At 42.0% G+C, this 24,807-nt stretch carries 18 protein-coding genes; 8 read left to right on the top strand and 10 right to left on the bottom strand.

From position 1 onward, the window contains the following. Window position 1 precedes the first annotated feature (1 nt). Window positions 2–1,390 (top strand): DUF4230 domain-containing protein, encoded by a 1,389-nt coding sequence (locus R8P61_09350; protein MDW3647258.1) that lies wholly within the window; start codon window positions 2–4, stop codon window positions 1,388–1,390. Here R8P61_09350 and R8P61_09345 read toward each other — a convergent pair. The 6 genes from R8P61_09345 to R8P61_09320 all read right to left on the bottom strand — a co-directional run bounded on the left by R8P61_09345 (window position 1,387) and on the right by R8P61_09320 (window position 8,704). After that, a complete protein-coding gene (locus R8P61_09345) occupies window positions 1,387–1,938 on the bottom strand; it encodes a NifU family protein (GenBank protein MDW3647257.1) in 552 nt (183 codons plus the stop codon). The genes R8P61_09350 and R8P61_09345 overlap by 4 nt on opposite strands. Window positions 1,939–2,234: 296 nt before the next feature. Then, window positions 2,235–3,131: an N-acetylmuramoyl-L-alanine amidase gene (locus R8P61_09340; GenBank protein MDW3647256.1), complete on the bottom strand. Its 897-nt coding sequence runs from the start codon at window positions 3,129–3,131 to the stop codon at window positions 2,235–2,237. Window positions 3,132–3,263: 132 nt separating this feature from the next. Beyond that, entirely contained in the window at window positions 3,264–4,901 is a 1,638-nt protein-coding gene (locus tag R8P61_09335; protein MDW3647255.1) for a VWA domain-containing protein, read from the bottom strand. Between the two features lie 24 nt (window positions 4,902–4,925). Then, window positions 4,926–6,806 (bottom strand): von Willebrand factor type A domain-containing protein, encoded by a 1,881-nt coding sequence (locus tag R8P61_09330; protein MDW3647254.1) that lies wholly within the window; start codon window positions 6,804–6,806, stop codon window positions 4,926–4,928. A 259-nt stretch (window positions 6,807–7,065) separates the two neighbouring features. Further along, window positions 7,066–8,220, bottom strand: coding sequence for an agarase (locus R8P61_09325; protein MDW3647253.1), 1,155 nt, complete (start codon window positions 8,218–8,220; stop codon window positions 7,066–7,068). A 61-nt stretch (window positions 8,221–8,281) separates the two neighbouring features. Then, on the bottom strand, window positions 8,282–8,704 hold the full coding sequence (locus R8P61_09320; protein MDW3647252.1) for a group I intron-associated PD-(D/E)XK endonuclease: 423 nt from the start codon (window positions 8,702–8,704) through the stop codon (window positions 8,282–8,284). A gap of 667 nt (window positions 8,705–9,371) precedes the next feature. Between R8P61_09320 and era the strand changes: the two genes are divergently transcribed. Further along, window positions 9,372–10,256 carry a GTPase Era gene (gene era / locus R8P61_09315; GenBank protein MDW3647251.1) on the top strand — a complete coding sequence of 295 codons (885 nt, stop codon included), beginning with the start codon at window positions 9,372–9,374 and terminating at the stop codon, window positions 10,254–10,256. A 77-nt stretch (window positions 10,257–10,333) separates the two neighbouring features. Further along, on the top strand, window positions 10,334–13,162 hold the full coding sequence (locus R8P61_09310) for a TonB-dependent receptor (protein ID MDW3647250.1): 2,829 nt from the start codon (window positions 10,334–10,336) through the stop codon (window positions 13,160–13,162). Window positions 13,163–13,324: 162 nt separating this feature from the next. On the opposite strand, the gene R8P61_09305 is transcribed toward R8P61_09310, so the two are convergent. Together R8P61_09305 and R8P61_09300 are read right to left on the bottom strand one after the other, a co-directional pair. Beyond that, window positions 13,325–13,921: a hypothetical protein gene (locus R8P61_09305; protein ID MDW3647249.1), complete on the bottom strand. Its 597-nt coding sequence runs from the start codon at window positions 13,919–13,921 to the stop codon at window positions 13,325–13,327. A gap of 6 nt (window positions 13,922–13,927) precedes the next feature. Continuing rightward, the gene (locus R8P61_09300) at window positions 13,928–15,502 is read right to left on the bottom strand and encodes a Zn-dependent hydrolase (protein ID MDW3647248.1); all 1,575 of its coding nucleotides are present in this window, start codon (window positions 15,500–15,502) and stop codon (window positions 13,928–13,930) included. Window positions 15,503–15,706: 204 nt separating this feature from the next. On the opposite strand from R8P61_09300, the gene R8P61_09295 reads away from it, so the two are divergent. The 5 genes from R8P61_09295 to prfA all read left to right on the top strand — a co-directional run bounded on the left by R8P61_09295 (window position 15,707) and on the right by prfA (window position 21,541). After that, the gene (locus R8P61_09295; GenBank protein MDW3647247.1) at window positions 15,707–16,516 is read left to right on the top strand and encodes a hypothetical protein; all 810 of its coding nucleotides are present in this window, start codon (window positions 15,707–15,709) and stop codon (window positions 16,514–16,516) included. A 258-nt stretch (window positions 16,517–16,774) separates the two neighbouring features. Continuing rightward, window positions 16,775–18,778, top strand: coding sequence for an ATP-dependent zinc metalloprotease FtsH (gene ftsH / locus R8P61_09290; protein MDW3647246.1), 2,004 nt, complete (start codon window positions 16,775–16,777; stop codon window positions 18,776–18,778). Between the two features lie 11 nt (window positions 18,779–18,789). After that, window positions 18,790–19,563, top strand: coding sequence for a UDP-2,3-diacylglucosamine diphosphatase (locus R8P61_09285; protein ID MDW3647245.1), 774 nt, complete (start codon window positions 18,790–18,792; stop codon window positions 19,561–19,563). 7 nt (window positions 19,564–19,570) lie between these two features. Beyond that, window positions 19,571–20,464: a hypothetical protein gene (locus tag R8P61_09280; protein MDW3647244.1), complete on the top strand. Its 894-nt coding sequence runs from the start codon at window positions 19,571–19,573 to the stop codon at window positions 20,462–20,464. A gap of 6 nt (window positions 20,465–20,470) precedes the next feature. Beyond that, window positions 20,471–21,541 (top strand): peptide chain release factor 1, encoded by a 1,071-nt coding sequence (prfA, locus tag R8P61_09275; protein ID MDW3647243.1) that lies wholly within the window; start codon window positions 20,471–20,473, stop codon window positions 21,539–21,541. A gap of 3 nt (window positions 21,542–21,544) precedes the next feature. Here the strand turns inward: prfA and R8P61_09270 are convergent, their stop codons facing one another. Further along, window positions 21,545–22,810, bottom strand: coding sequence for an MFS transporter (locus tag R8P61_09270; protein ID MDW3647242.1), 1,266 nt, complete (start codon window positions 22,808–22,810; stop codon window positions 21,545–21,547). 85 nt (window positions 22,811–22,895) lie between these two features. Further along, window positions 22,896–24,800 carry a T9SS type A sorting domain-containing protein gene (locus R8P61_09265; GenBank protein MDW3647241.1) on the bottom strand — a complete coding sequence of 635 codons (1,905 nt, stop codon included), beginning with the start codon at window positions 24,798–24,800 and terminating at the stop codon, window positions 22,896–22,898. Window positions 24,801–24,807 lie beyond the last annotated feature (7 nt).

Raw genomic sequence — 24,807 nt, 5'->3', positions numbered from 1 at the left:
TATGATAACTAGCATCATCACATTTTTCCGCTGGGTGGGATTTCGAAACATACTCACCTTTGCCCTGGTCATCGTCATTTTCTTTTTGATCAAGAACCGCTTTTTCAATAAGACCGATGAACAGATACAGGTTACTTCCTTGTTCCAAAAAATCGAATACGTCGAGAACCTTCGCCTGGTCTCCTATTTCTATGAAGAAATTGTAGCCATTGGCACCTCTGATCGTTTACAAAAACTGGTCAATAAAGCCGAGGACAAAGTAGAAGAAGCCAAACGCTCAGTGATTTTCGCAGAATTGATTCGAGACAGTTTGAAAATAAAAATGGAAAGGGCCATCGAGTCACATGAAGCCATAGATACGACCTTGATCCGAATAGAGGATGATTTACTCGCCTTGAGTGATTCTTTAGACAAATTTGATGTTGGCAACTTCAAAAAGTTGATGAAAATGAGTCCTCAGAGACAAGGGCTTTTTGAGGGCAGGATTCGCAAGATGATTCAGGAATATCGCCTGAATGAACCGGGCCCGGGAACGAGGAACCGAGACCGAAGATTCATGAAGCAACGTCAAAAAGAATTGCAGGAAGACATCATGAAGGTCATGGACCTCAAGGCAAAACGATTCAAAGAATTGCGAGATAGCAAAAAGAAGGTTTTCCAGCAGATGTCCAGGCAATCTAAAGTATTGCGGAAAGACTTGAAAGATGTAAAACGAAAGGCTGAGAATAATTTTCAGGATGCAGCTCAGAAGGTCTTGAAATTGAGGGGTGAGCTGGAGAAAGAAGAAGAAGACCTCCTGGAAGCCAGGGCAGAATTAGAGAAATTGGAAGGAGATCCATTGCCCAAATTGCTGGTAGTAGTTTCAGCGGAAGTGACTGGTATGGTAAATCTACAGGAAATGCAATTTGAAACCATAGGCAGAGATTCTCTGGCCGTTACCCAAATGCCACAAGCTATTACAGACTCTGTGTACATTCGCATGTCCAATACCAAGAGATTTCTGGCCGGGAAGAAAAAGAATGGGCTATTTTCCTCCGCAGAGGAAGGTCTTTATTTCGAAGTCTACCAGCAACTCAAAGATGCCATCATAGAAACAGAATCACGTGTCAGAAAAAAAGCAATTGAATCTGGCATATTAGACGAAACCAATCGCATGGCTCACGACTATATCAGAGATGTCGGCAAATCTACCGGATTCAATGTAGGCTTTGCTGAAGCAGAAAGTGCAAGTAGTCCGATTGAGGAATTCAGCGGTCCGGATAGTACAGAATTGAAAAACCTGAGTGATTCTCTGGACATTCTGCTGAAAGAAGATGCACAGAAAACCCGTTCGATCAATAGTCGATCGATTTCAGATACGCAAGCGGTACCGAGTTCAGGAAATAATTAGATAGCCTCTACAGACTTAACTTCAGGAATCATGCGAGTCATGAGTCCTTCGATTCCATTTTTCAACGTAAGAGTTGATGAAGGGCAACCGGAGCAACTTCCTTGCAAACGCAACTTTAGAATACCATCTACAAAGTCATCATAAATGATGTCTCCCCCATCTGAAGCAACTGCAGGCCTAACATGGCTAGCTAGCAGGGCTTTGATTCTTTGCGTTACATCACTTTCGTCTATTTCTTCTTGTACAGGAGCTTCGGTATAAGGGCCTGTAACCGCTTCCTGACCACTTTCAAAGAAAGCTTTGAGGAAATCCTTTACAATGGGGATAATCTCTTCCCACTGGAAAGCTGCGTCTTTTGTGATAGTGATAAAGTTAGCCCCAACGAATACACGTTCTACAAACTTGAAATCAAAGAGTTTCTTTGCAACGGGTACGTTTTCCGTTTCTTCCACAGTAGGACAATCTGCGCTATTGCCATTTTTGATAAGATGGCGATCTACCACAAATTTCAGGGAAGAGGGATTGGGGGTGATTTCTGTATATATCATGAGCTTGATGTCTGAGATTTTGAATGGGGAATGGATATCCTTATATATCCAAATGTACTAAAACGCAAGTTACGATCTTTTGTTCAAGTAGGCTAATTTAAGGACGAACTGCTTGGTGTTCAAGAGGTATAAGAGATGCCGAAACAAAGAAAATAGCAGGTAGGGAAATATGCTTTCAAATGGTCTACCTATCACCCCTTATCCTTTACTCCTCTTATACGGATTTGGAAAATAAATGGTAGAATAAATGAAGTCCCTTGACTGCGCTCGAGATGACACAATTTGCTTACGATTATTTAGCCAATAATCATCCGCGGCTTATAAACCGGAATATTATCATAGCCATCTTGTTCTACTTTCAGAATGGCATTTACATGCGCATCGGCTATCGCCTGACGAATTTCATCCTTCATCAATAAGGCTGCTTCATTTTCATCGGTATAAAAACCATTTTCTGTGAGAACTGCTGGCATAGCTGTATTTCTCAATACATAGAAAATTTTACGACTACCTCTTTGGTGGCTTTTAATACCACGATCTACCCAACCCGGCAGAGCTTTCATGATTTCGTCCTGAAAGACGGAAGCCAACTTTTCGCCCGTTGTATTGCCGGGATAATGCCAGGTTTCTATTCCTTTAGCTCCATTCCTCCACTCATTCATTCCCAGAGCATTGGCATGGATAGAAACGAATATACGGGGCAGTCCCAGTTCGGATTTAGCGGCATTGGCTCGGCCAACTCTTTCGGAGAGAAAGGAACCAATTTTATCTTCAGGAACGAGGTTCTTAAACTGAACCCCTGCCTGCTCCAATTTCTCAACCATTTTCCGCACCACTACTCTATTGAATTCCCATTCCTCAAAGCGAGTCCCATCAGCGAAAAAAGGCGAACGTTTTCCATTTTGTAATTCCCCATGGCCATTATCCAGAAGCCACATAAAGCGGGGATTGCTGATCGTAACTATATTATCGCTTCCTGCATCACCGTCTGCATCAATCACCTCTCCAACGACTATACTACGACTTCCTCTTCCGCCCAATCCCCGGCTCCGCATACGTTCTGCCATTTCTGCTTCTGAAGGTTGTTCTTCAGAAATGACAATTGGTTCTTCCCCCAGGTCAGAAGCGTCTTCTATGATCGGCTCAGAGGTACCAAAAAGTTGTTGAAAAAAAGATTTGATGAGTTCCCACATAATGTTACGATTAGCTGAATGATCAAAGATAAACAAAAATCCGACTTAGCATAAAAGCTGGCTCCGACCGAAATCGAAAGCCAGCTTTCAGAAGCCTTTATTATTCTGCTGTTCTCGGATTTATTCGTCCACCTATTCAGCCTTTTCATCAGGACTTATCAAAGCTGCTTTTTCGAGCAGTTGAATGAACTCAGCGCGGTATCCTTCATCATCCTCTCCTTTGGCTGATTTCGATTCCTTTATCAGGGACTCATAATTCCCGGCTTTCATATACTGAGAGTTTCTCAAAATCAAACCAAAGTGAGCAACACAAGCTGCAAAACGAAAATCTTGAGATGCCCCATTCCAGTTTTCATGCCCATTTAAAACCGCCTGGCTTATAAGCTTACTGGTATCGCCATCTGGTTCTTTGTAGCGAAATTTCACCTGCATCAATTCATAGGAATTGGCTGCCGAAGTCTTGTTGGTTTCCTGGTATTTTAAGGGATCAATAGAAGCTGTAACATCTGTTTCTGTACCAGCAGGAATAAGTTCATACAGAGCCGTTACGCTATGACCGGCTCCCATTTCACCTGCATCTTTTTTATCGTCATTGAAGTCTTCGTTTTTTAGCAAACGATTTTCGTACCCAATGAGGCGATAGGATGTAACATGCGTAGGATTAAACTCTACTTGCAATTTCACATCTTTCGCAATGGTAAACAGGGTTCCTCCCATTTCTTTAACCAATACTTTTTTTGCTTCCAGCAAATTGTCGATATATGCATAGTTCCCATTGCCCTTATCAGCAATCTTCTCCATTTTACTGTCTTTGAGATTGCCTCTTCCGAAACCTAAGACAGAAATAAAAATACCTGACTCCCGTTTCTCTTCAATCAACTTCACCATAGCCTCATCACTACTTTCCCCTACATTGAAGTCTCCATCCGTTGCAAGGATCACTCGGTTGTTTCCATTTTTGATAAAGTTTTCTTCCGCCACTTTATAGGCCAGACGCAATCCTTCTCCTCCAGCTGTCGAACCTCCCGCATCCAGTTTTTCAAGGGCCGCGATGATTTTATCTTTCTTCCTGGCACTGGTAGAGCCTAAGACCAAACCTGAAGCACTGGCATAGACCACGATGGCTACCCGATCTTCTTCCCTCATGTTGTTTACCAATAGTTTTAATGATTTTTTCAATAGAGGCAATTTGTCATAATCGCTCATAGAACCTGATACATCCAGAAGGAAGACCAAATTTGATTTTGGGGCTTCTTTCAGGTCCAGGGATTTTCCCTTCAAGGCAATCCTTGCCAGTTTATGGGCTGGATTCCAGGGACAGTCGCTAAGCTCAGAATAGAGAGCGATAGGAGCATCGTCCATAGGATCAGGATAGGAATAATTGAAATAATTAATCATTTCTTCAATTCGAACCGCATTAGCCGGAGGAAGTTGATCGAAATTCAGCATACGGCGAATATTCGCATAAGAAGCCCTGTCCACATCTACAGAAAAGGTGCTTAGTGGCTGATCTTTGACCAGACGAAATTCATTCTCTACAATTTCATCATAGCTTTCATTTCCGAAAGGATCAGGCTTCTCTTCATCCCAATTATCCTCAGGGGCATACATTTCCCATCCTTCGTCAGCATATCCATCACTGGGAGCGGGCTTCATAGCAGCATCTTGGACGCCTGTCAATTCGCCATGATGTCCGGTTTTTCTGCTACAGGATTGAAAAGCAAAAAGTACTAAGAGGAATCCTATGAGAAGACTTTTTCTTTGTATCATCTGATTGTGATTTTGTGGTATGATTTATTTAGATTTTTTAGCCAATAATTCTGCCAGTTCTACTAATCTAATTAATTCGGCCCGGTACCCATTTTCATCGCTTCCTTTTGAAGCCTTTGCCATCTCAATCACATCCTGCCAGCTGGATTTCTTAGCCTTTTTTGATTGGCGAAGCAGCATTCCAAAATTTGCTACAGAAGCAGAAAAGCGAAAATCATCAGAGCTTTGCTCAAATTCAGTTAAAGAATTTGGAACGGGATAATTGATCAGCAGGCTCTTTTTGCCTTTGGGTTCCTTGTAGCGGAACTTGACGGTGAGGATTTCTCCGGAAGTTCGGGAAGTTTCTGTGGGATTCAGGCTTTGGTATTTTAAAGGATCGACAGATGCGACGACTTTTTCTGCATTATTGGTAGGTACGATCTCATAAAGTGCCGTTACCGTATGTCCGGCTCCCATTTCGCCCGCATCTTTGGTGTCATCATTGAAATCTTCTTTTTCGAGCATGCGATTCTCATAACCGATGAGGCGATAAGATTGCACATAAAGAGGATTGAATTCAATCTGCAATTTGACATCCTTGGCTATGGTGTAGAGGGTTCCGCTCATTTCATTTACCAATACCTTCTTAGCTTCCAGGAGATTGTCGATGTAGGCATAATTCCCATTTCCATGGTCAGCGATTCGTTCCATTTTGGAGTCCTTCAGATTTCCTGTTCCAAAGCCCAGCACACTGAGAAAGATCCCTTTATCTCTTTGCTTTTCGATCAGCTTTTGCATGGCATCATCGCTGCTTTCGCCTACATTGAAGTCTCCATCTGTAGCCAGGATGATGCGGTTATTCCCGTTTTTGATGAAATACTTTTCGGCAATATCATAGGCTTTTCGCAAGCCTTGTCCTCCAGCTGTAGAACCACCCGCACTCAATCTATCCAGAGAAGCCAGAATCTTTTCTTTATTCTTTCCAGAAGTTGAAGGCAAAACCACTCCGCTGCTCCCTGCATAGACAACGATGGCTACTCGATCTTCCGCCCTCATATTATCAACCAGCAAAGAGAAGGACTTTTTGAGCAAAGGAAGTTTATCCTCACTATTCATAGAACCCGATACATCCAATAGAAAAACCAGATTGCTTTTAGGGGCTTCTTCTATATTGAGAGATTTTCCTTTGAGTCCTATACGAAAGAGTTGATTCTTTTCATTCCAGGGACAAGTACTCAACTCAGTCTGAATGCCGATAGGTGAATCTCCTTTGGGTTCGGCATAGGCGTAGTCAAAATAATTGATGAGTTCTTCGATACGTACGGCATCTTTGGGGGGCAAAGCTCCATCATTAAGAAAGCGACGAACATTGGCATAGGAGGCCTTGTCTACATCAATGGAGAAGGTGCTTAGGGCTTCTGACTCAACCGTTTGAAACTCATTTTCTTTGATTTCGGCATAGCTTTCGTCCTCATAATCCATCCCCCAATCATCTGAGGTATCCACATCCTGACGCTTTTTTCTGGGGAATCTTCTTTTCTCGAATAGTTTTAGCTTGCGATTTCCTCTGACTTGAACTCCTGCGACTTGTCCCGAAATTACTACTTCATCCAGATGCATACTTTCAACTACCATTTTGATCAGGTAGTCATTCTGCTTATTGAGTTTAACTTCTGTCTTTTTAAAACCGACATAGGAAACTTCGAGAATTTTGGCAGTTGCTGGTGCCTCCAAACTAAATTTGCCCAACTGATCGGTAAATGTGCCTATAGTAGTACCCTTTAGCAGGACAGCTGCTCCTACCAAGGGCTCTCCATTGTCTGCCTGGACTACTTTACCCGTAATTATACGTTGGGCAAAAAGTTGAGGCGTTGAAAAAAGTGTTGTAAGTAGAAAGGAGGCTAGAAATAGAATCTTTGTTTTCATGTTTATAGCATTAGAATTTGTTGTATGTCCTAAAGACTAGAAGTTGGTTGCCTTTCCACAAAAATTCTCAAAATGCCCCTTTGAACCCTTTCGCCAATATCTCCATTTCCCTTAATGCTCGATTAATGGAAATGCGCCCTCCTGCCACTAATTGAAATGACTATGCGGGTTATTTCCATTATTTTCAAAATAAGGGAAACGGGGATTGAGGGGAAGGGTTCAAGCGGCTACAAAAACACTTTGTAGTGTATACTTATCCTCACTGAGGACTCTCTTTCACCAATTGCAGGATCTTCTCATTCGCTTCCTTCATAAGGGCGACATTTTCTCCATCAGGCCTTTCCTGCTCATCCAGCAAACCATAACGGCGTGCTTTATTTCTCTGATACGCTCCACACAAATGAAAACCGATACAGCCGGGATTTTCGAATAACTGAGCAAGTGTTTCTGCATACCATTTCCCATTGTTTCGGCTAAACTCTCCTTTTACCGTCTGCCATTTCATTTTAGCAGCATCCGCGAGTAGGACGGGTTTGCCAGTTTTTGTATGCCATTCCTTAAGATGCTTAACCGGATCGCGAAAGTCCTGAAAAGAAAGTACATCGACATAGGGCAAAGCAGCATTTATTACTTCATCTGCTATGGGTGCATTGGCTTCGTAACGATCGCCAAAAATGAGGTGATTTTTGTCATAGCGTCGGATGGCTTCATAGATAGTTTTATAATATTTGCTAGCCATTGCTGTTAGCTCTTTTCTACCCGCTTCTGAATCCAGTTTTTCCGGATCAAATAAGGGTCCTCTCCATTTATTGTGAGGTCGGTTGTGGATCCAGGTTGGGCAATCACTGTAGAAATAGCCAATCAGTTTGGGATCTTCACTCAATTCGGCGCAATGAGATCGAGCTACATAATCGCACCATTCTTCCCATTCCGGATCGAAGAAATCAAAATGGCTGGTATGTTGTTCCCATTGGTGAAATTCTGTAAAAGGCAGCATATGGCAGTAAGGCATATTCAGCGCCTGGTATTCTTCATAGGTAAAGGATCGAGAATGTCGCCACTGCCGAACGGTAACTTCCTGTTCCCAGCCGATGGTATTGAAGCCCCATTCTTGTAGATTTTTGGCCACGGATTCTTTGAGCCATTTGGTTGTCTTGCCCTCATATTTCTCCCTCCACAGATGGATATTTTCCGGATAGCGCATACTGGCCGGATCGATGTGGTTGAGGCCGATGGAAAAGAAAGGCTTGCCTTCGGGAGTCATGAGCCACCAGCGGTCTTTGCGGTTATGGAGGGTGAAGAAGTTGCTTGAAGTATTTTGGGCCTGAATTTCTTCGGAGCAACTGATGATGGGAAAACTCAGGATTAAGGCGCTTGCTGATAGCGTAGAGTTGAGGAAGGATCGACGTTTCACGAATTCAATTTTAAGTAGTAGTCTACTTAAAATTACAAAGAAAGAAGATGAGAATGCATGCTCACATTAACAAATGCCAGGCTTCCCTATATTTTGCTGATTGAGGCTTTCTTTGCCTTTTCTCAGCTTCGACAAAATGGATTTCACTTTTATAAGACAAAAAAGCCTTTGTGGGAAGAATATAAAATATGTCTATTTCATCCAGGTAAATGATCGCAAAGTCAAAATCTTGTAATGAATAAGGACGATGGATAATCGTTCTTTGATTTGTAAGACTCCTTCGAACATCAATTACATAATTCCCTTTGACCTGATCAAACCAGGCAGATTTGATCTGTATTTTTAGGAGTGTGGAATTAATATCAAGAATGAGATCATAAGGGAGCCGATCGCCAAGAGGTATAGAAACGCCCCAACCTCTTTTCAAAGCTTCAAGAATAAGCCTCTGCTCGGCGATGTCGCCTTTGAGTTTTGTGTTTTTCATGGGTCACAAAATACAAAAAGTCCTTATTTCAAATGAAATAAGGACTTTTGCTTAGTAGCGGGGACTGGACTCGAACCAGTGACCTTCGGGTTATGCTTCCTATCTACAGTTTTCACTGCTCTGCTCACGCAGATTTGTAGGCTGGACTTTCTCTTTATCCTTTCCTTTCGGAGGAGGATATCTGCCGTCAAGTCTCTACACCTTCTTCTCGATACTCTGAGAAGCTTGGCTCGGGATTAGCACACTACAGCCTTCCCCGAATTTGACAGAATTCACATAATCATTTCTGACTATGCAGCCCTTGCAAGTTGTACCTTTGCGAAATCCTAAGTGTGGCTTAGCATTTCAGTACAATTTCCTTACTTGAGCCCGACGAGCTACCAACTGCTCCACCCCGCAATATATTTTATGTAAATAACTTTCTTAACAACCGTTTTCTCTACGGGAGTGCATAGATAAAGGTTTTAAATTTTATATACAAATAAAATTAGGAATTTATTAAGGGGAAGTTGAAAGATGTGTTTTAGTGTTGTAGTGCTGAGGTAAAGTAGCTATCCTTTGAACACGAACTACCGCACTATAACACCATAACACTAAAACACTTTCCAATCCTTAGAACACTAGAATACATTTTCTTATTTTTGCCGCACACTTAATCAAAACTCATTTGAATATCCCGGAAAATCATAAATCAGGATTTGTATCCATCATTGGCAAGCCCAATGCCGGCAAGTCCACCCTACTAAATCGTATTCTGGGTCGAAAGCTGAGCATTACTACTGCTAAGGCTCAGACGACCCGGCACCGTATTTTCGGGATTGATAGCGGCGAAGATTACCAGGTAGTATATTCAGATACGCCTGGATTGATTCGACCTAAATATGCCCTTCAGCAACGCATGATGGGTTTTGTAGGCAATGCCCTCGAAGATGCCGATCTGATTATTCTCCTGATTGCGGTAGATGAAAGTTTCCCGGAAGAGGACCTGATCAAACTGGCAGAGAAAACTGAAATCCCCAAAATGCTGGTGCTGAACAAAGTGGATGCAGTGAAGCAGGATGTAGCTTTTGCACGTATGCAGGAATTGGCGGCTAAAGTTAAATTTGAAGAAGCCGTCCCGGTTTCAGCCCTGAATGGGATGAATGTAGATTTACTAAAATCCCTGATTATAAAATACCTTCCGAAAGGCCCTCCCTTTTTTGATAAAGATCAGGTGTCGGATAGACCCGAAAGGTTCTTCGTCGCAGAGATGATCCGAGAGAAGTTGTTTGAAAGGCTCAAGGATGAAATTCCATATAGCACAGAAGTAGTTATAGAAGAGTTTGAAGAAGAAGATAATCTAACGCGTATCCATGCAACCATCCATGTCGAAAGGAAAACCCAGAAAGGAATTGTCATAGGCAAAGGGGGAAGTATGCTGAAACTGATTGGATCACTTGCCAGAAAGGATATTGAAAAATTTCTGGGACAAAAGGTTTTTCTCAAACTCTACGTTAAAGTATCCTCAGGCTGGAAAAACAGCGATTTCCATCTGGGAGATTTTGGCTATTAAGCATAGTCTCATTTTTGTTGGGGAATAATTTTCGATTGCCTTCTGTCTAAACGGCACATACACAACAATCGAAACAAATGAAAAGACTTCTCCCTATAATCCTTTTATTAAGCATCACCTCTCTGGCTTTTGCTCAGGCACCGACCTTGAGAGGGACAGTTATAAATGCCTCTGATCAGCCCGTTTTAGGGGCCAAGGTTTTACTCAAAAGTGCTGAGCATGAAGAAGGGGTATTGACCGATGAAAAAGGAAGTTTCCGCTTTGTCACTACGCCTTCCGGCAGTTATACCCTGAGCATAGAAATGTTTGGTTCAGTCGAGCATAGCCAGCAAGTGGAAATCACGCCCGTTCCCCAAAAGCTCCCTCCCATCAAGCTGACCAAAAGCTACAATATGGATGAGGTGGCTATTGAACGTGACGTAACCCCGGCTATCCAAAAAGGAGATACCACCGAATTCAATGCAGGAGCTTTCAAAACCAATCCGGATGCAACTGCAGAAGATTTGGTTACCAAGATGCCAGGCGTTACCCTGGAAAATGGGCAGGTGAAGGCACAGGGAGAAAATGTTCAGCAAGTACTGGTAGATGGGCGGGTCTTTTTTGGCAATGATCCCTCAGCTGCTTTGAAAAACTTGCCGGCAGAGATCGTAGATAAAATCCAGGTTTTTGACCAACAAAGTGATCAATCACAATTTACCGGTATAGACGACGGACAGACCACCAAGACCATCAATATTGTTACCCGTATTAATATGCGTAATGGGGAGTTCGGTCGATTCTACGGCGGCTACGGAGATCAGGAACGTTATAAGGCGGGAGGAAACTACAATATGTTCAATACGGACCAACGCCTAAGTATCCTCGGACAAAGCAATAATATCAATCAACAGAATTTCGCCTCAGAAGATTTATTAGGAATCACCAGTGCATCAGGAGGTAGAGGAAGAAGAGGCGGTGGAAGAGGAGGTCGCGGTGGCGGAAGTCGAGGCGGAGGTTTTGGAGGAGGAAGTGCCGGTGATTTTCTGGTGGGACAGCAAAACGGAATTTCCAATACCACTGCTGTAGGTCTCAATTATAGCGATGAGATCGGCAAAAAGCTCAAAATCAGCGGAAGCTATTTTTTCAATCAGGCAGACAATACTTCTGATCAGTTACTTTCCCAATTGTATATCCTCGATCAGGATTCAGGTCAGGTATATAGAGAAGATTCGGACACGGAAAGCACCAACATCAATCACCGCTTCAATGCACGAATTGATTATAAATTTAATGACAGAACCTCTCTCTTGATTCGTCCCAGATTTACCTTTCAACTCAATGATGGAAGTGAAAACACCCTGGGAAGCACCAGTTTGGAAGATAATCTCTTGAATCAATCCTTTACAGATTTTTCCTCAGACCTTAAGGCTTTGGATGTAAACAGCTTTATTCTCTTTCGACACCGCTTTGAGAAAAGAGGTAGAACTCTTTCAGTCATGGCCCGAACCGGTTATAAAAGCAGCGAAGGAGATAATAATCTATTTTCAGGACTGAACTATTTCACCGAACCGGTTTCCCTGGATACCGTTGATCAGGTATCCAGTCTCAACTCAAACAATTGGAACATTTCTGCCAATGTAACTTATACAGAACCTATCGGTCGAATCGGCATGTTTCAGTTCCGTTATGCCTATTCTCCTCAATGGAATGATTCGGAAACCCTGACCAATAATTATAGCGAAAGCACAAATTCCTATAGCCGATTGGATTCACTTTTGTCCAATACTTTCACCAATACCTATACAGCACATGAAGCAGGACCAGGCATCATGCTACGTAAGGGTCGGGATTTTATGATCAATGGTCGGGTGAATGCTCAATATGCTATTCTGGACAATCAACAGGTATTTCCTTTCCCCACAGATATAGACAAGAACTTCTTTAGTGTATTGCCTTCTATTTTTATGCGCTATAGACTTTCTCAGCAAAAACAGTTGCGGTTTATTTATCGGGCCTCCACCAATCCTCCTTCCATGAATCAATTGCAGGAGGTACTGGACAATAGCAATCCTTTGCAGTTGAGTATAGGAAATCCGGACCTGAAGCAGACCTATTCTCATATGCTGATGTTCCGCTACAATTCGACCAATACGGCTAAAGGATCAGTCTTTTATTTTATGGTGAATGGAAATATGGCGCAAAATTATATTGGGAATAGCACCTTTATTCCCAATAGAAATACCACCATAAGCGGAATCGAAATTCAAAGAGGAAGTCAATTGACTATACCTGTCAATCTGGATGGAAACTATAGTGTCCGAAGCTTTCTGACCTATGGCAAACCCGTCCCTTTTCTCAAATCAAATTTGAATATTAATCTTTCCGGAGATTATTCCAGAATACCTAGCTTAATCAATGATGCGCTCAATGAAACCCGTAACACCAATCTGGGAGTAGGGCTTGTGCTGGCAAGTAATTTCAGCGAGAATGTTGACTTTACCATTTCCAGCCGAAGCAGTGTAAACAATGCCATCAATTCCATACAGGAAACACAAAACAATCGGTATTTTAACCAAAATAGCATGGCCAAGCTGAATTTGATATTTGGAGGCGGTTTTGTGTTCAGAAGTCAATTAAATCACCAACTCTACAGAGGCTTGAGTGATGATTTCGATCAGGATTATTGGTTGTGGGGAGGAAGTATCGGGAGAAAGTTCTTAAAGAATAATAGAGGAGAATTGATGCTCAATGTATTTGATCTCCTTAGACAGAACATCAGTGTGCAGCGAACTGTCAATGATTTCTATATTGAAGATTTATCAACCATCGTTTTGCAACGCTATGTGATGCTAACTTTCACCTATAATATGCGAAAGTTTAAAGAAGGCGAAGTAAAGCAGGAAGAAAGAAGAAGGTCCAGATTTTAAGCAATTCTCTGCACCTGGATCATGTATTTCGCAGGAGTTGATTGATAGCAACTGCAGTTTCGATAAAATCAAGGGGGATTTGTTCCATCATTCCCAGTACACTCATAATGTTATTCCTGTCAGGCGATTGTTATCGCCTGCAGCATAGATAAAAAGCCAGCTTTAATTAGCTGGCCTTTTTATTTCAAATTCTATGATTTCACCTTCGACCTCCATCTCTTCAAATCCCAGGGCTTCTAATAAAGCTTCTCCGATCAGATCATCTTCTGAAATGAAGGCTTTGATTTTTTCTATTTCCTTCTGTTCCCAATGGGTCCAGATGTAGGTGAGACAATTTTCTATCAAGGGAAGCAGTTCCTCTCTTGATGAATATTCGGGAACAATATTGAATGCCATTTGGACAAATGCCCCTTCTCCATAATTCCCCATAAATCTGATTTCTCCCTGAACCTCATTTTTAGAATCAAAAAGGCACCAGATAAGATCAAATTCCTCTGGATTCTCCGAAAAATGATCGGCCCTTAATTGAAAACCAGTCGCTTCAAAATCCGGAATAGGGTCTACAAAGTCCGGAGCTCCTAATACATAGCGAGGATTTCCTTTGATCTTTTTGTCCATCCACTGGATCAACAGACCAAAAATGAGAAAAACAGAACAAAGGCTAAGGGCTAAAATAATTTCCTCTTCATAATTGCCTGCTATTCCGGCAGCATAGGCAAAAGCAGGTACAGACAAGAGTATGAAGAGGAAATATTTCATTTCAATTTATTTTAATCCCAGGACATCTACGCCCTGTTCAAATACAATGTCGACCGGAATTCCCGCATCTCCAAGGCGATCCAAATCCGCTTGTAACTGACTTCCAATAACGCCTTTTTCATCCAGTAGGTTACTCACACCTTCTTTATCTCCATCTCCTTGTAGTTTCAGAATAAGGGTAGAAAGAGCATTCATAGCTTCTCTCATTTTTTCCATATCTACCGAATAGGTTCCACTTGCCTCATCTCTATTGAAAGCGCCCATTTCTTTGAAGAAATTGAAGCGGACCATATTGGCTTTTCCATGTGCACTACTGGCACCAAATCTTACCGAGCGAAAGATTCCTGCTAAAAAAGTTACGTAATTATCTTCTAAAACGCCTTCATCAATCTCCCCTTTCTCAAATAATTGGGTAACCATATACAGCCCCAGAATATCCGCTTTCCCTTCTTCTAAAGCAGAAGCTGTAGCTCCCAGGGCCTTACGAACTGTTCCTTTCCCATTGATGGTATTTTTAATCCCTAATCCATGTGCTACCTCATGAAACATAGTATTCCCAAAAAAGGCATCAAAGGTAATATGCTTTCTTTGGTCCTCAGCAATCAACATATCTGAAATAGGAACAAGGATCTGGTCAAATTTTGCGCGCATCGCATTTTTCAACTGAGAACGACGAGTTCCTTTGCTGATTTGAATTTCCTCATCATTGGGAAGGTTAACGGCAATGGTCTTGCTTCCTGAATTGCAATCACCGGCATAGTACACCACATCATAGGCATTCAATTGAGCATTGCTTCCCGGTTTCTCGGCTTTATATTTATCCTCTCCCGGCAGCCCCTCCTGAAGTTCCTGCATAAATGCAGCATACTTCTCCAGCCTTTTGGACCATTCTTTATCCTTTACCAAAATATAGGCCTCATGAGCTGCTTTAGCTCCATTCAATTGATCTTCGTAATTCTCAATAGGGCCAACAATAAAATCGATACTATTTCCTTCCAAATCCATCCAGGCAATATCGCTTGCTGTATAATCATCATTGAGAAGAGCATCTGCTCTCAGATTCAGGTATTTTTTGAAGGATTCATTATCGGCAAGTTCAGCGGCTTTTCTCAACAATTCACTAGCTCTTGAGACTTCTTCTTTAAAAGCCACATGATAGGGAACAGTAATCAGTTCCCCGGCCTCATCTCTTCTGATCAGGGTATAAAGGCTGGATTTATCCTCTGCCTCCATGGCCTTAAATTCTTCTTCACTCATATCCAGAGGATAGAAACCAGCACCTTTGGGCTTCTCCCCTATTCCTGCTATAAAAGCTTCATTATTGTTGAGGCGATCCCAGGGTCCGTAATTGATTTTGATAAAAGCTTTTTCTGCTTCACTCAAAGTTGCATTATCCACTCTTAACTCTTGCGGATAGGCTTCCTGATAGAAAAGGTCATCCATGATTTTGGCGACCTCAATCAAAATGGGAATTACCTTTTTATCCGATTCACTCAATTGATCCATGTCCGTCGTCAGTTTGACCGGAGCATAAATTTTAAGCCTTTCTTCGGCTATGGAAGTTGTACTTTCTTCCTTCATTTCTTCTTTTTTCTCTTCACAGGCAAACAGCAGGATACAGCTCGCCAGCAAAAAGATTGTATAAAATTGTTTAGGCATAGATGTTATAATTTGGTTCATCTCCCAAAGTACAAGCTTTTAAATTATTCCTCAATACGGACTTATAAAATATTGTTAAATTCTGCTTTTCTGATACCTTTCCGTACTTATTTCCGTCTTAATACTATGAAGAAGCCATTTCTATTGATTTTCCTCCTTTCCATCCTCGGCGCTAGCAGCCTTAAATCCCAGCAATATGAAGCCCAGAATCAGGAAGGAGAGTTTTTGATTGATGGACTCCAGGAGAACTGGCCGGTTTTACAGATGGCAGAGGACAGTATATATGCCCTGGCTTTTTCGCATGGGCAGGGAAAACTTTATGTCTGTCTGGAGGTCTATGATTTGAAATGGCAGAGTCATATTCTGCTGACAGGAATGACCCTTTGGATAGATGAAAAAGGCAAGAAAAAGAAGAACAAAGGCATTCACTATCCAACCGGATATAAGCAAAGAGAGATTTTAAGTGATCCTATGCGATTCAGAGAAGTACTGGAAGCTGTTCAGGATCAAAAAAATGAGATCGCGGAGAAGCTAGTCAGTATGGAATTGCTCAATTTCTATGGCAAAGACAGCAGGACCTGGGGAAAGACCAATAATCCGGATGCCATCAATGTCAAATTGGTTTTTGATGAGGCTGGGAGTATGATATATGAGGCTGCTATACCCCTGGAGGCAGTATTTTCCGAAAAAGAAGTTTATGCCGATCAAAATAGTAAAGGCTTCAGTATAGGTTGGGAAACGGGAGAATTGGGTCGTCCGGAGCTTAGGGGCGATGATGCAGTAGGGCTAAGTGGTAGCAATCCCGCTAATCCTGTGAAATTCAATTCAGAATGGGACAGAAATTTCCAAAAAGAGCTAAACAATTACCGTCAATATGCCGTGCCGGAGAAATTCTGGATCAAGCGAATGAAATTGATAAATTTTCAAATTGAATAGGCATTGAAAGCAGCTAAAGCGACAAAAAGTCCTAATTAATCAGCTTTATTTAACATAAAGGCATTTAGATCGTATTATTGTCGGGTATTTGTCGCTAATATCCTTTACATCCTGAAAAAATGGCAGTAATTTGCCTTAAGGAATTGGATTTGTACAATACCGCATAAAGAAGAGAACAATTTCCCAAAAATAGGATTATATAATAAAGCTCGACGAACCGGAGCAGATATGATATAAGAATGACCAGATAGAGTCAATATGAGCGAAAATCAGAATAATTCCGATAATAATAATTATCCAAACAAAGCACCGAAACCCAATAATAACATTTATTGGATCTATGTGGCTGTACTAGGGTTTCTTGTAATTGGGACCCTCTTGATCAATGGTACAGGTGCTAGTGGAGAAATAGATAACAGAGAGTTTAGAAAATTTGCCGAAGATGGGTATATCGAAGAACTCCAGATTATTAATGAAAAACAGGTCCATATTTTCCTGACGAAAGATGCAGTCGAACGACTGAAAAGCGAACGTCAGGAATACAAAGGACTTAATAGCAGAGGACCTCATTTCTTCATGAGTCGTCCGGATAAAGAAACCTTCTCCAAAGAAATAGCCCAATACGATCTTAAAGCCAAATATCAGGAACGTACCGACTGGACTAGTGTGATTAACTTCCTTATTCCTATTGGTATCATTGTAGCCCTGTATTTTTTCTTTATGCGCCGTGTGGGAGCTGGTGGAGCTGGTGGCCAAATCTTTAACATTGGAAAAAGTAGAGCTAGTCTTTACGACAAAGAAAATAAAGTAAACGTTACCTTCGATGATGTTGCGGGACTGGAAGAGGCGAAAGAAGAAGTACAGGAGGTAGTAGAATTTCTCAAAAATCCTCAGAAGTTTACCAAACTGGGCGGTCATATTCCCAAAGGTGTTTTATTGGTAGGCCCTCCCGGAACAGGTAAAACTTTGTTGGCGAAAGCCGTTGCCGGAGAAGCAAAAGTACCTTTCTTCTCATTGAGTGGATCTGACTTTGTAGAGATGTTTGTGGGAGTAGGAGCTGCAAGGGTAAGAGATTTGTTTAAGCAGGCGAAAGAGAAAGCCCCTTGTATCATATTCATTGATGAGATTGATGCAGTAGGCCGAAGCAGAGGGAGAATGAATGTTACAGGAGGAAATGATGAACGCGAAAATACCCTCAACCAGTTGCTGGTAGAAATGGATGGATTTGGGAGTGATACTGGAGTTATCCTGATGGCTGCTACCAACAGACCTGATGTATTGGACCCAGCCTTGCTAAGAGCCGGTCGTTTCGATCGTCAGATTGGAGTGGATCGTCCGGATATCAAAGGTCGTGAAGCCATCTTCAATGTTCACCTGAAGAAACTGACCCTCGCAGATAGCGTGGATTCTCATAAATTAGCCTCACAGACTCCCGGTTTTGTAGGAGCAGACATTATGAATGTTTGTAATGAAGCTGCCCTGATTGCTGCGAGAAAGAATAAGAAAGCGGTTGAAATGGACGACTTCCAGGATGCGGTTGACCGTGTGATCGGAGGTTTGGAGAAAAAGAATAAAATCATTTCTCCCCGTGAAAAAAGAATCGTTGCTTACCACGAAGCAGGTCATGCCGTTACTGCCTGGCACCTGGAGCATGCTTCACCGCTGGTGAAAGTATCTATTGTTCCACGTGGCTTGGCTGCTCTGGGCTATGCTCAGTACCTTCCCAAAGAACAATACTTGTATACCTACAATCAACTCGTTGATTTCATGTGTACGGCTCTCGGCGGAAGAGCTGCTGAAGAAATTGTTTTCGGAGAAGTTTCTACCGGAGCTCAAAATGATCTGGAGCGGATTACCGACAGCGCTTATGCTATCGTTACTCGCTATGGAATGAACTCCAAAGTAGGACAGGTATCATTCAAAGACAGCGCTGAGTACAACTTCACCAAGCCCTATTCTGAAGCTACTTCTCGTATCATCGATGAAGAAGTGAAAAAGATTATTGATAAGGCTTATAAAGAAACCATCGCACTGCTCAACAAAAAGCGGAGTGATCTGGAAGCCATCGCTCAAGAGCTTTTGGCGAAAGAGGTGATTTTTAAAGAAGATGTAGTTCGTTTGATTGGGAAAAGGCCTTTTGAAGATGAAGAAGATTACTTCAGTTCAGATACCGATGCCCTCAAAGATGCTACCAGCAATGCTGCGGTACTCGAAGAGCAAGACAACTCGTCTGACGACAATTCAGAAGTAGAAGTAGGATAAGCTAAGTTGCCTTGGCACCGATTAGGGATCACATCTATTTTGCTTCAGATTTGCACCTGGGTGCTCCTGATCAAGCCAGGAGCCTCGTCCGAGAAAAACATTTCGTAAAATGGCTGGAAAGTATCAAGGATAAAGCTGCTGAGCTTTACCTGCTGGGAGATGTATTTGACTTTTGGTTTGAATACAAAAAAGCAGTTCCCAAAGGTTTTGTGCGGGTCCTGGGGAAATTGGCAGAATTTTCTGATGCAGGAATCAAGCTCCACATTTTTAGCGGGAATCACGACCTTTGGTACAAAGACTATCTGGAGAAAGAAATTGGAGCCAGGATTTATAATAAGCCGCTGGAAAAAGAGTATTACGGCAAAAAATATTACATGGCTCATGGGGATGGCCTAGGTCCAGGAGACCATGGCTACAAAATGATGAAGAAAGTTTTTACGAATCCTTTGAGTAAATGGCTTTTTTCCCGACTCCATCCCAATTTTGGTATTGGCCTCGCACAGTTCACCTCCAGCCAGGGAGGGGATCACAATTATGATAATCTTAGCGGTCATGAAGTTGAGCTTTTAGGAGAGAAAGAATTCCTATTCGCCCATACCCGAGAACTCTTGAAAAGCCGTCCAGAGCTCGATATTTTTATCTATGGCCATCGTCATGCCTTGATAGATCAGGAGCTCGAAGAGAATAAACGTATCGTGATTCTGGGAGATTGGATCCAATATTTCTCCTATTTTTGCGTACATCCGAAGGGGGAACACCTGGATGTTTTCCCGATGAAACAATAGCCGCTGCATGTCTAAGACCTTATGTGTATTTCTGCTCAGCTTTTTCCTTGGTCTTTCTGGGGGATATGCTCAGTGGGATAAATTGGGTCAAAAAGAAGCTGCCTTTCATGTTATAACTGATATTCCAAATGCCAGTCAGATAGAAGTTGATGCAGAAGGCAACATCTTTTTATTGGATAGCCGAAAGGGATTTCTGTATAAATATCTAAAATCTACGCACTACGATTCTTCAATCGTTGTGGGAGGCATCAGTACCCGGGATGATGGTTTTCTTCATCCCAAAAAACTCGCGGTAAAAAATCGACAAGACTTTTATTTGCTGGATGATCTGGGGAGAAAAATCGTTTTACTGGATAAAGAACTCAAAGTTGTAGAGTCCAGCGACTTTTATGCGATAAGTAGCAGCGGTAGCATCGATATTCCGGATGAATTTGAACCCTATAGTTTTGACATTAGTTCAGCAGGGGAAACCTTTGTTTTGAATAAATTCAATAACAAGGTCTACAAGATCAATACTTTTGGGAAGATCGAATCCGTCTTTGGAGGCCTGGATTATGGGAGGGGTTCGCTCTACGAGCCGGAGGATATACAACTAAGCCCTCAAAATCGAGTTTACATAGGAGATGTCGAAAACCAGCGCATTAGTGTTTTTGATATGTTTGGGGTCTATCTGAAAGACGAAGAGCTACCAGAAGAGTTTAATTGGGAAAAGTTTCACATCCATGAATCTCTTCTCATTCTTTGGAATAAGTCAGAACTTGCCATCATCAACTCCCTTTCCCGCGAAAAAAAACAATATCGGCCTACCCATAAATTTAGCCTTCGCGATCTGTATATCGGAAGAGAATTTATTTATTTGTTGTCGGAAAATGAGGTACATTTGTACCCGATTAAGGAATGACCTGCCATGTTAGATAAGTTAGAACAGATTAGCCAAAGATTCGAAGAGGTTAAACAAGAGATCATCGATCCGGAAGTAATGAAAGATATGAGGCGCTATAAAGCCCTCAACATTGAGTATAAGCAACTGGATGAGATCGTAAAAAAAACCAATGAGTACAAAGATGTCCTGAGTAATATTGATAACTCGAAGGAGATCATGAGTACAGAGTCTGATCCTGAGCTGAAAGAGATGGCTAAGGAGGAATTGAGTGAATTGGAAGAGAGGAAAGGAACCATAGAAGAAGAACTCAAAATTCTCCTCATTCCCAAAGACCCCAATGATTCTAAAAATGTTGTCCTCGAGATCAGTGCTGGTACAGGAGGAGATGAAGCGGCCTTATTTGCTGGTGATTTATTCCGTATGTACCAAAGGTTCTGCGACAGGTCGAAGTTGAGATTTGAAGTTGAAAGCATGACAGAAGGCTCACAAGGCGGCATTAAGGAAGCCGTAGCCAATGTCAGCGGAGCTGATGCCTATGGGATCATGAAATTTGAAGCAGGCGTACATCGGGTCCAGCGCGTTCCTAAAACTGAATCTCAGGGTCGTGTGCATACCTCTGCAGCAACTGTCGCGATCATGCCAGAGGTCGAAGAATTCGACCTTGAGCTTAAGGATAGTGATATCATCAAAGAATACACCAATGCCTCTGGTCCTGGTGGACAGTCCGTAAACACCACTTACTCTGCAGTTAAACTCACCCACACCCCTACTGGGATCAGGGTTTCAATGCAGGATGGGAAATCCCAGATAAAAAACCTGGAGAAAGCCATGAAAATTCTTCGGGCAAGGGTTTACAAACTGGAAATGGATAAAAGAAAGGCTGAAGAAGACAGCCTTCGCAGGTCTATGGTAGGTAGTGGGGATCGTAGTGAAAAGATCCGTACCTACAATTTCCCACAGGGAAGGGTAACCGATCACCGGATTGGACTTACCCTTTACAATTTATCCGCCATTCTCGATGGGGAAATCAATGAGATCATTGAAGCCTTGAGAATCGCTGAAAATGCTGAAAAGTTGAAAGCGGGATCTGAATAGGTCCTATTCTTCCTTCGTTATTTTTTGTTCCTTTTTCCTAACTGCCCGGTAGATAATCATAAAAAATCCCCAGGCAGCAAAGGTGGATATAGCTGCCATCCAAATAGGAAATTCCAGTGCAAAACTTATCGCATAGCCTGAAATGATAGGCGGAACTGCCTGTGCAAGGGATTGCATGGATTGTTGCATGCCTAAAGTTTCTCCCTGCTTATCAGCACTCACACTATTGGAAATGATCGCTGAAAGGTTCGGTGAAGCCAATCCCTGAGATAAGGCTACACCAGGAATAACCATATATAATCCTAAACTGGTATCGGGTATCAGGAGTATAATGAAAGCGAAAACCAGCAGAAGCATAGACACTACGGTTACCTGAGCCGGACTAAATCTTTTGGAAAGAAAGCGAACCAGAATACCCTGAGTCAGGGCTATATTTATCCCAATGAATCCAAACAAGAGGCCTATATCTGATTGATTATAGGTAAACTTCTTGATTAGGAAGACCTGAAAGAATTGGGTAAAGAAGGCAAAGCCAAAGGTAAAAAGGAAGACTACCAGAAAGATGTTTCTCAGTTGTGGATGCTTAAATGCTTTGGCAGAATTTTGAAAACCTGCGAGCAGAGAAACCCTGGCTTCCTTATTGGGTTCAGCCAGCGTTTCCGGGAAATTGAACCATACCAGAATCAGATTTATACAGACTAATAAAGCCGCAAAGAAAAAGGGTGTTACAAAGCTAAACCAACTTACAATTTCAGGATCTGCCAATAAACCGCCCAACACAGGTCCGATAATAAAGCCCAGACCAAATGCAATCCCCACTACCCCAAAGTTCCGCGCCTTCTCTTCATGATTGCTCACATCAGCTATTGCGGAGAAAATGACAGAAATATTTCCAGCAGCAATCCCGGACATAGCTCTACCCAGAAATAGCAGGGTCAATTGATTATAAATAACACCGGAAGCAAATATCAGGTAACCAAAAAAGGTCACAAACAAGCTAAAAAACAATACAGGTTTTCGCCCATATTTATCGGAAAGAGATCCCAGAAAAGGAGAAGAAATAAATTGACAGACAGAAAAAACAGCTATCAAAAAACCCATGATTCGGGTTCGAAATTCATAGCTATATTCGGGACCCAGGAGATCATTCGAGTCTATAAGAAGAGGCGCGAGTATAGGAATAATCAGGGTAACCCCCAATAGATCGAGAAATACGGTAAAAAAAATGGTGAGTATCGAATTCTTCCCACCCTGTGTTCCTGTGGTCATATAATCCCTATAGTATTAGCCTACCAAGCGCATACAAAGATTGCTAAACATATTAAATTATTGAAATATTTAGTGGACAAAAATATCAAGCTTTAACAAGACGCAAGTGTTGTTTAAATTTTGTATTTCTGATAAAGAGATTATACATACCTGAACTCAGTCTGGATGTCTGTAGTTGAAAGCTGTTATTTCCGGCTATACCGTCGATTTTTCCGGCTTTTAGCAAGCGTCCACTCATATCTATAAGTTGATAACTAATGCTTCCTGCCTCGGCCAGCTTAAGTTCAACATTCAGCAAGTCAATAAATGGATTTGGGCCATAAGATAGTACCTCAAAGGACGGATTCGCCTCCCTTAAAAGAGTTGAAGTACTAAACAAGACACCGACACTATCTATATCCTCCTGAGAATCATTCCCATAGTATTTTACCCGATAAAGCAGAGGTCCAGCTTCGGCAGTCTCATCCTGATATGAAAAAAGGATTTGTCCTTCCTGATAGCTTTGTGTCTCAATGGGCAAAAGATCTATGATATCAAAGTTCACAGAATCGAGTGAACGTTCAATTTCGAAGTAGCCGCCTTCTTTCAAACAATCTACAAACCAACTCAAGTGGACATAATCATCTGTTCGCTCAGCTGCTAGTTCACTTATGCCAGCGTAACTAGCTTGTTTGCCGGAAGAGGCATCAAAGAAAAGTGACAAATTATCGAGGTGGTCAAGTCCATTGGCAGGACAGCTTTGATCGATCTGGTTTCCCCAATAAAAATATCCGCTACGGTCAAAGGTTCCATAGCCATCACAAAGTCCAGCTTCTCCCGAGTTTACGCCTACAGTAGCTGGACTCCCTCCAAAGCCCTCTATTCCACCGGATGCTTTTCCTCCGGTCCACTGCATATCTCCATAGGTAAAGATCACATTAGTACCAAAAGGAAGAATGGTATTCCCGATTTTCCTGAGCTCTCCGTCCGTAAGAATAAGTTGAAAGCTATTTTTTTTCTCACAAGGTCTCTCACATCCAAAATAAGCAACCTCCTGCCAATTGATGATCAGATAGTTTTCATTCTCTGCCAGATAAAAATTTATTCTACCGCCTTTACTTAAATCAATATCACTAAAAAAGGGAGCTATCATTCGGGGACCCTTTAGGCAAAATGCCTGGGGGACATAGTCCACATGGTCCTCTTCAAAGCTGACGTTTCCATTAGAGTTTATGTACAGACTCTGGTACTCCTTTCCATAAAAATCGAAACTAAAATTCAAGTTGATTTTCTGAGAACAATCATCGCAGATATCATTGCCGGAAAAATTTGAGTAGCGAACAGATTCCCCCACTATATTTTCAGTAGAATTTATCCAACTATCGGCTTTCTCCTCTTTTGCCGGACAATCTCCCGGACAGTTATCAGGGTTTTCTCCAGGCTCACAGATCGCATTTCCACAGACCGCACTTCTCCCATCTATGCTAAAATTGTCTATGCCCATTCCCCAACCCCATACACCCTCATCATCATAGCTAAAACGAAATCTATTTGCCGTTCCAATCAATTCAGAAATATCAATAATTACCTTCCCTTCCAGATCCTCTTCTCTTTCAAAAAGGAGTATCCAGTTTCCCCTGCTGTACATTTCCAGCTGCATTTTACCATGCTTGTCAAATTCCTGGAAATTGAGGTCAAAGGAAAGCTCTGCTTCAGAACGATAGGCAGACAAGTCAAACTCTTCCGTAGTAAAGGAGGCTTCCCCTACTTCATCAGCTTCCTGATCATTGATATATATCCACTGATTTTCACCAGGGTTTCTGAAGTTCCCAAATCCTCCAAGGCCAAATTCCCATTTCGCTCCCTCACTGCCACTTTCAAAGCTCCAGTTTTCAGGGAATCCCTGTTCAAATTCTTCCAGATATATTGATTCCAGGCCAGAAGGACATTGAGCCCAGCTGTGATTCAGGATTAGAAGAAGGGAGAAAAGAAGAAGTAAATTTCTACTCATAGAACCC

The sequence above is a fragment of the Bacteroidia bacterium genome, assembly GCA_033391075.1.
Lineage (GTDB): Bacteria > Bacteroidota > Bacteroidia > J057 > J057 > JAWPMV01.
Note: the sequence above shows the minus strand (reverse complement) of the source record. Positions and strands in the feature narration are given on the sequence as shown.

Coding starts and splice junctions, on each gene's coding strand:
- R8P61_09280 (MDW3647244.1), top strand. CDS start 19,571: ATGTCTAAGACCTTATGTGTATTTCTGCTCAGCTTTTTCCTTGGTCTT.
- R8P61_09295 (MDW3647247.1), top strand. CDS start 15,707: ATGAAGAAGCCATTTCTATTGATTTTCCTCCTTTCCATCCTCGGCGCT.
- R8P61_09300 (MDW3647248.1), bottom strand. CDS start 15,502: ATGAAGGAAGAAAGTACAACTTCCATAGCCGAAGAAAGGCTTAAAATT.
- R8P61_09330 (MDW3647254.1), bottom strand. CDS start 6,806: ATGAAAACAAAGATTCTATTTCTAGCCTCCTTTCTACTTACAACACTT.
- R8P61_09345 (MDW3647257.1), bottom strand. CDS start 1,938: ATGATATATACAGAAATCACCCCCAATCCCTCTTCCCTGAAATTTGTG.
- R8P61_09310 (MDW3647250.1), top strand. CDS start 10,334: ATGAAAAGACTTCTCCCTATAATCCTTTTATTAAGCATCACCTCTCTG.
- ftsH (MDW3647246.1), top strand. CDS start 16,775: ATGAGCGAAAATCAGAATAATTCCGATAATAATAATTATCCAAACAAA.
- R8P61_09320 (MDW3647252.1), bottom strand. CDS start 8,704: ATGAAAAACACAAAACTCAAAGGCGACATCGCCGAGCAGAGGCTTATT.
- R8P61_09340 (MDW3647256.1), bottom strand. CDS start 3,131: ATGTGGGAACTCATCAAATCTTTTTTTCAACAACTTTTTGGTACCTCT.
- R8P61_09350 (MDW3647258.1), top strand. CDS start 2: ATGATAACTAGCATCATCACATTTTTCCGCTGGGTGGGATTTCGAAAC.
- R8P61_09270 (MDW3647242.1), bottom strand. CDS start 22,810: ATGACCACAGGAACACAGGGTGGGAAGAATTCGATACTCACCATTTTT.
- R8P61_09265 (MDW3647241.1), bottom strand. CDS start 24,800: ATGAGTAGAAATTTACTTCTTCTTTTCTCCCTTCTTCTAATCCTGAAT.
- R8P61_09335 (MDW3647255.1), bottom strand. CDS start 4,901: ATGATACAAAGAAAAAGTCTTCTCATAGGATTCCTCTTAGTACTTTTT.
- prfA (MDW3647243.1), top strand. CDS start 20,471: ATGTTAGATAAGTTAGAACAGATTAGCCAAAGATTCGAAGAGGTTAAA.
- R8P61_09305 (MDW3647249.1), bottom strand. CDS start 13,921: ATGAAATATTTCCTCTTCATACTCTTGTCTGTACCTGCTTTTGCCTAT.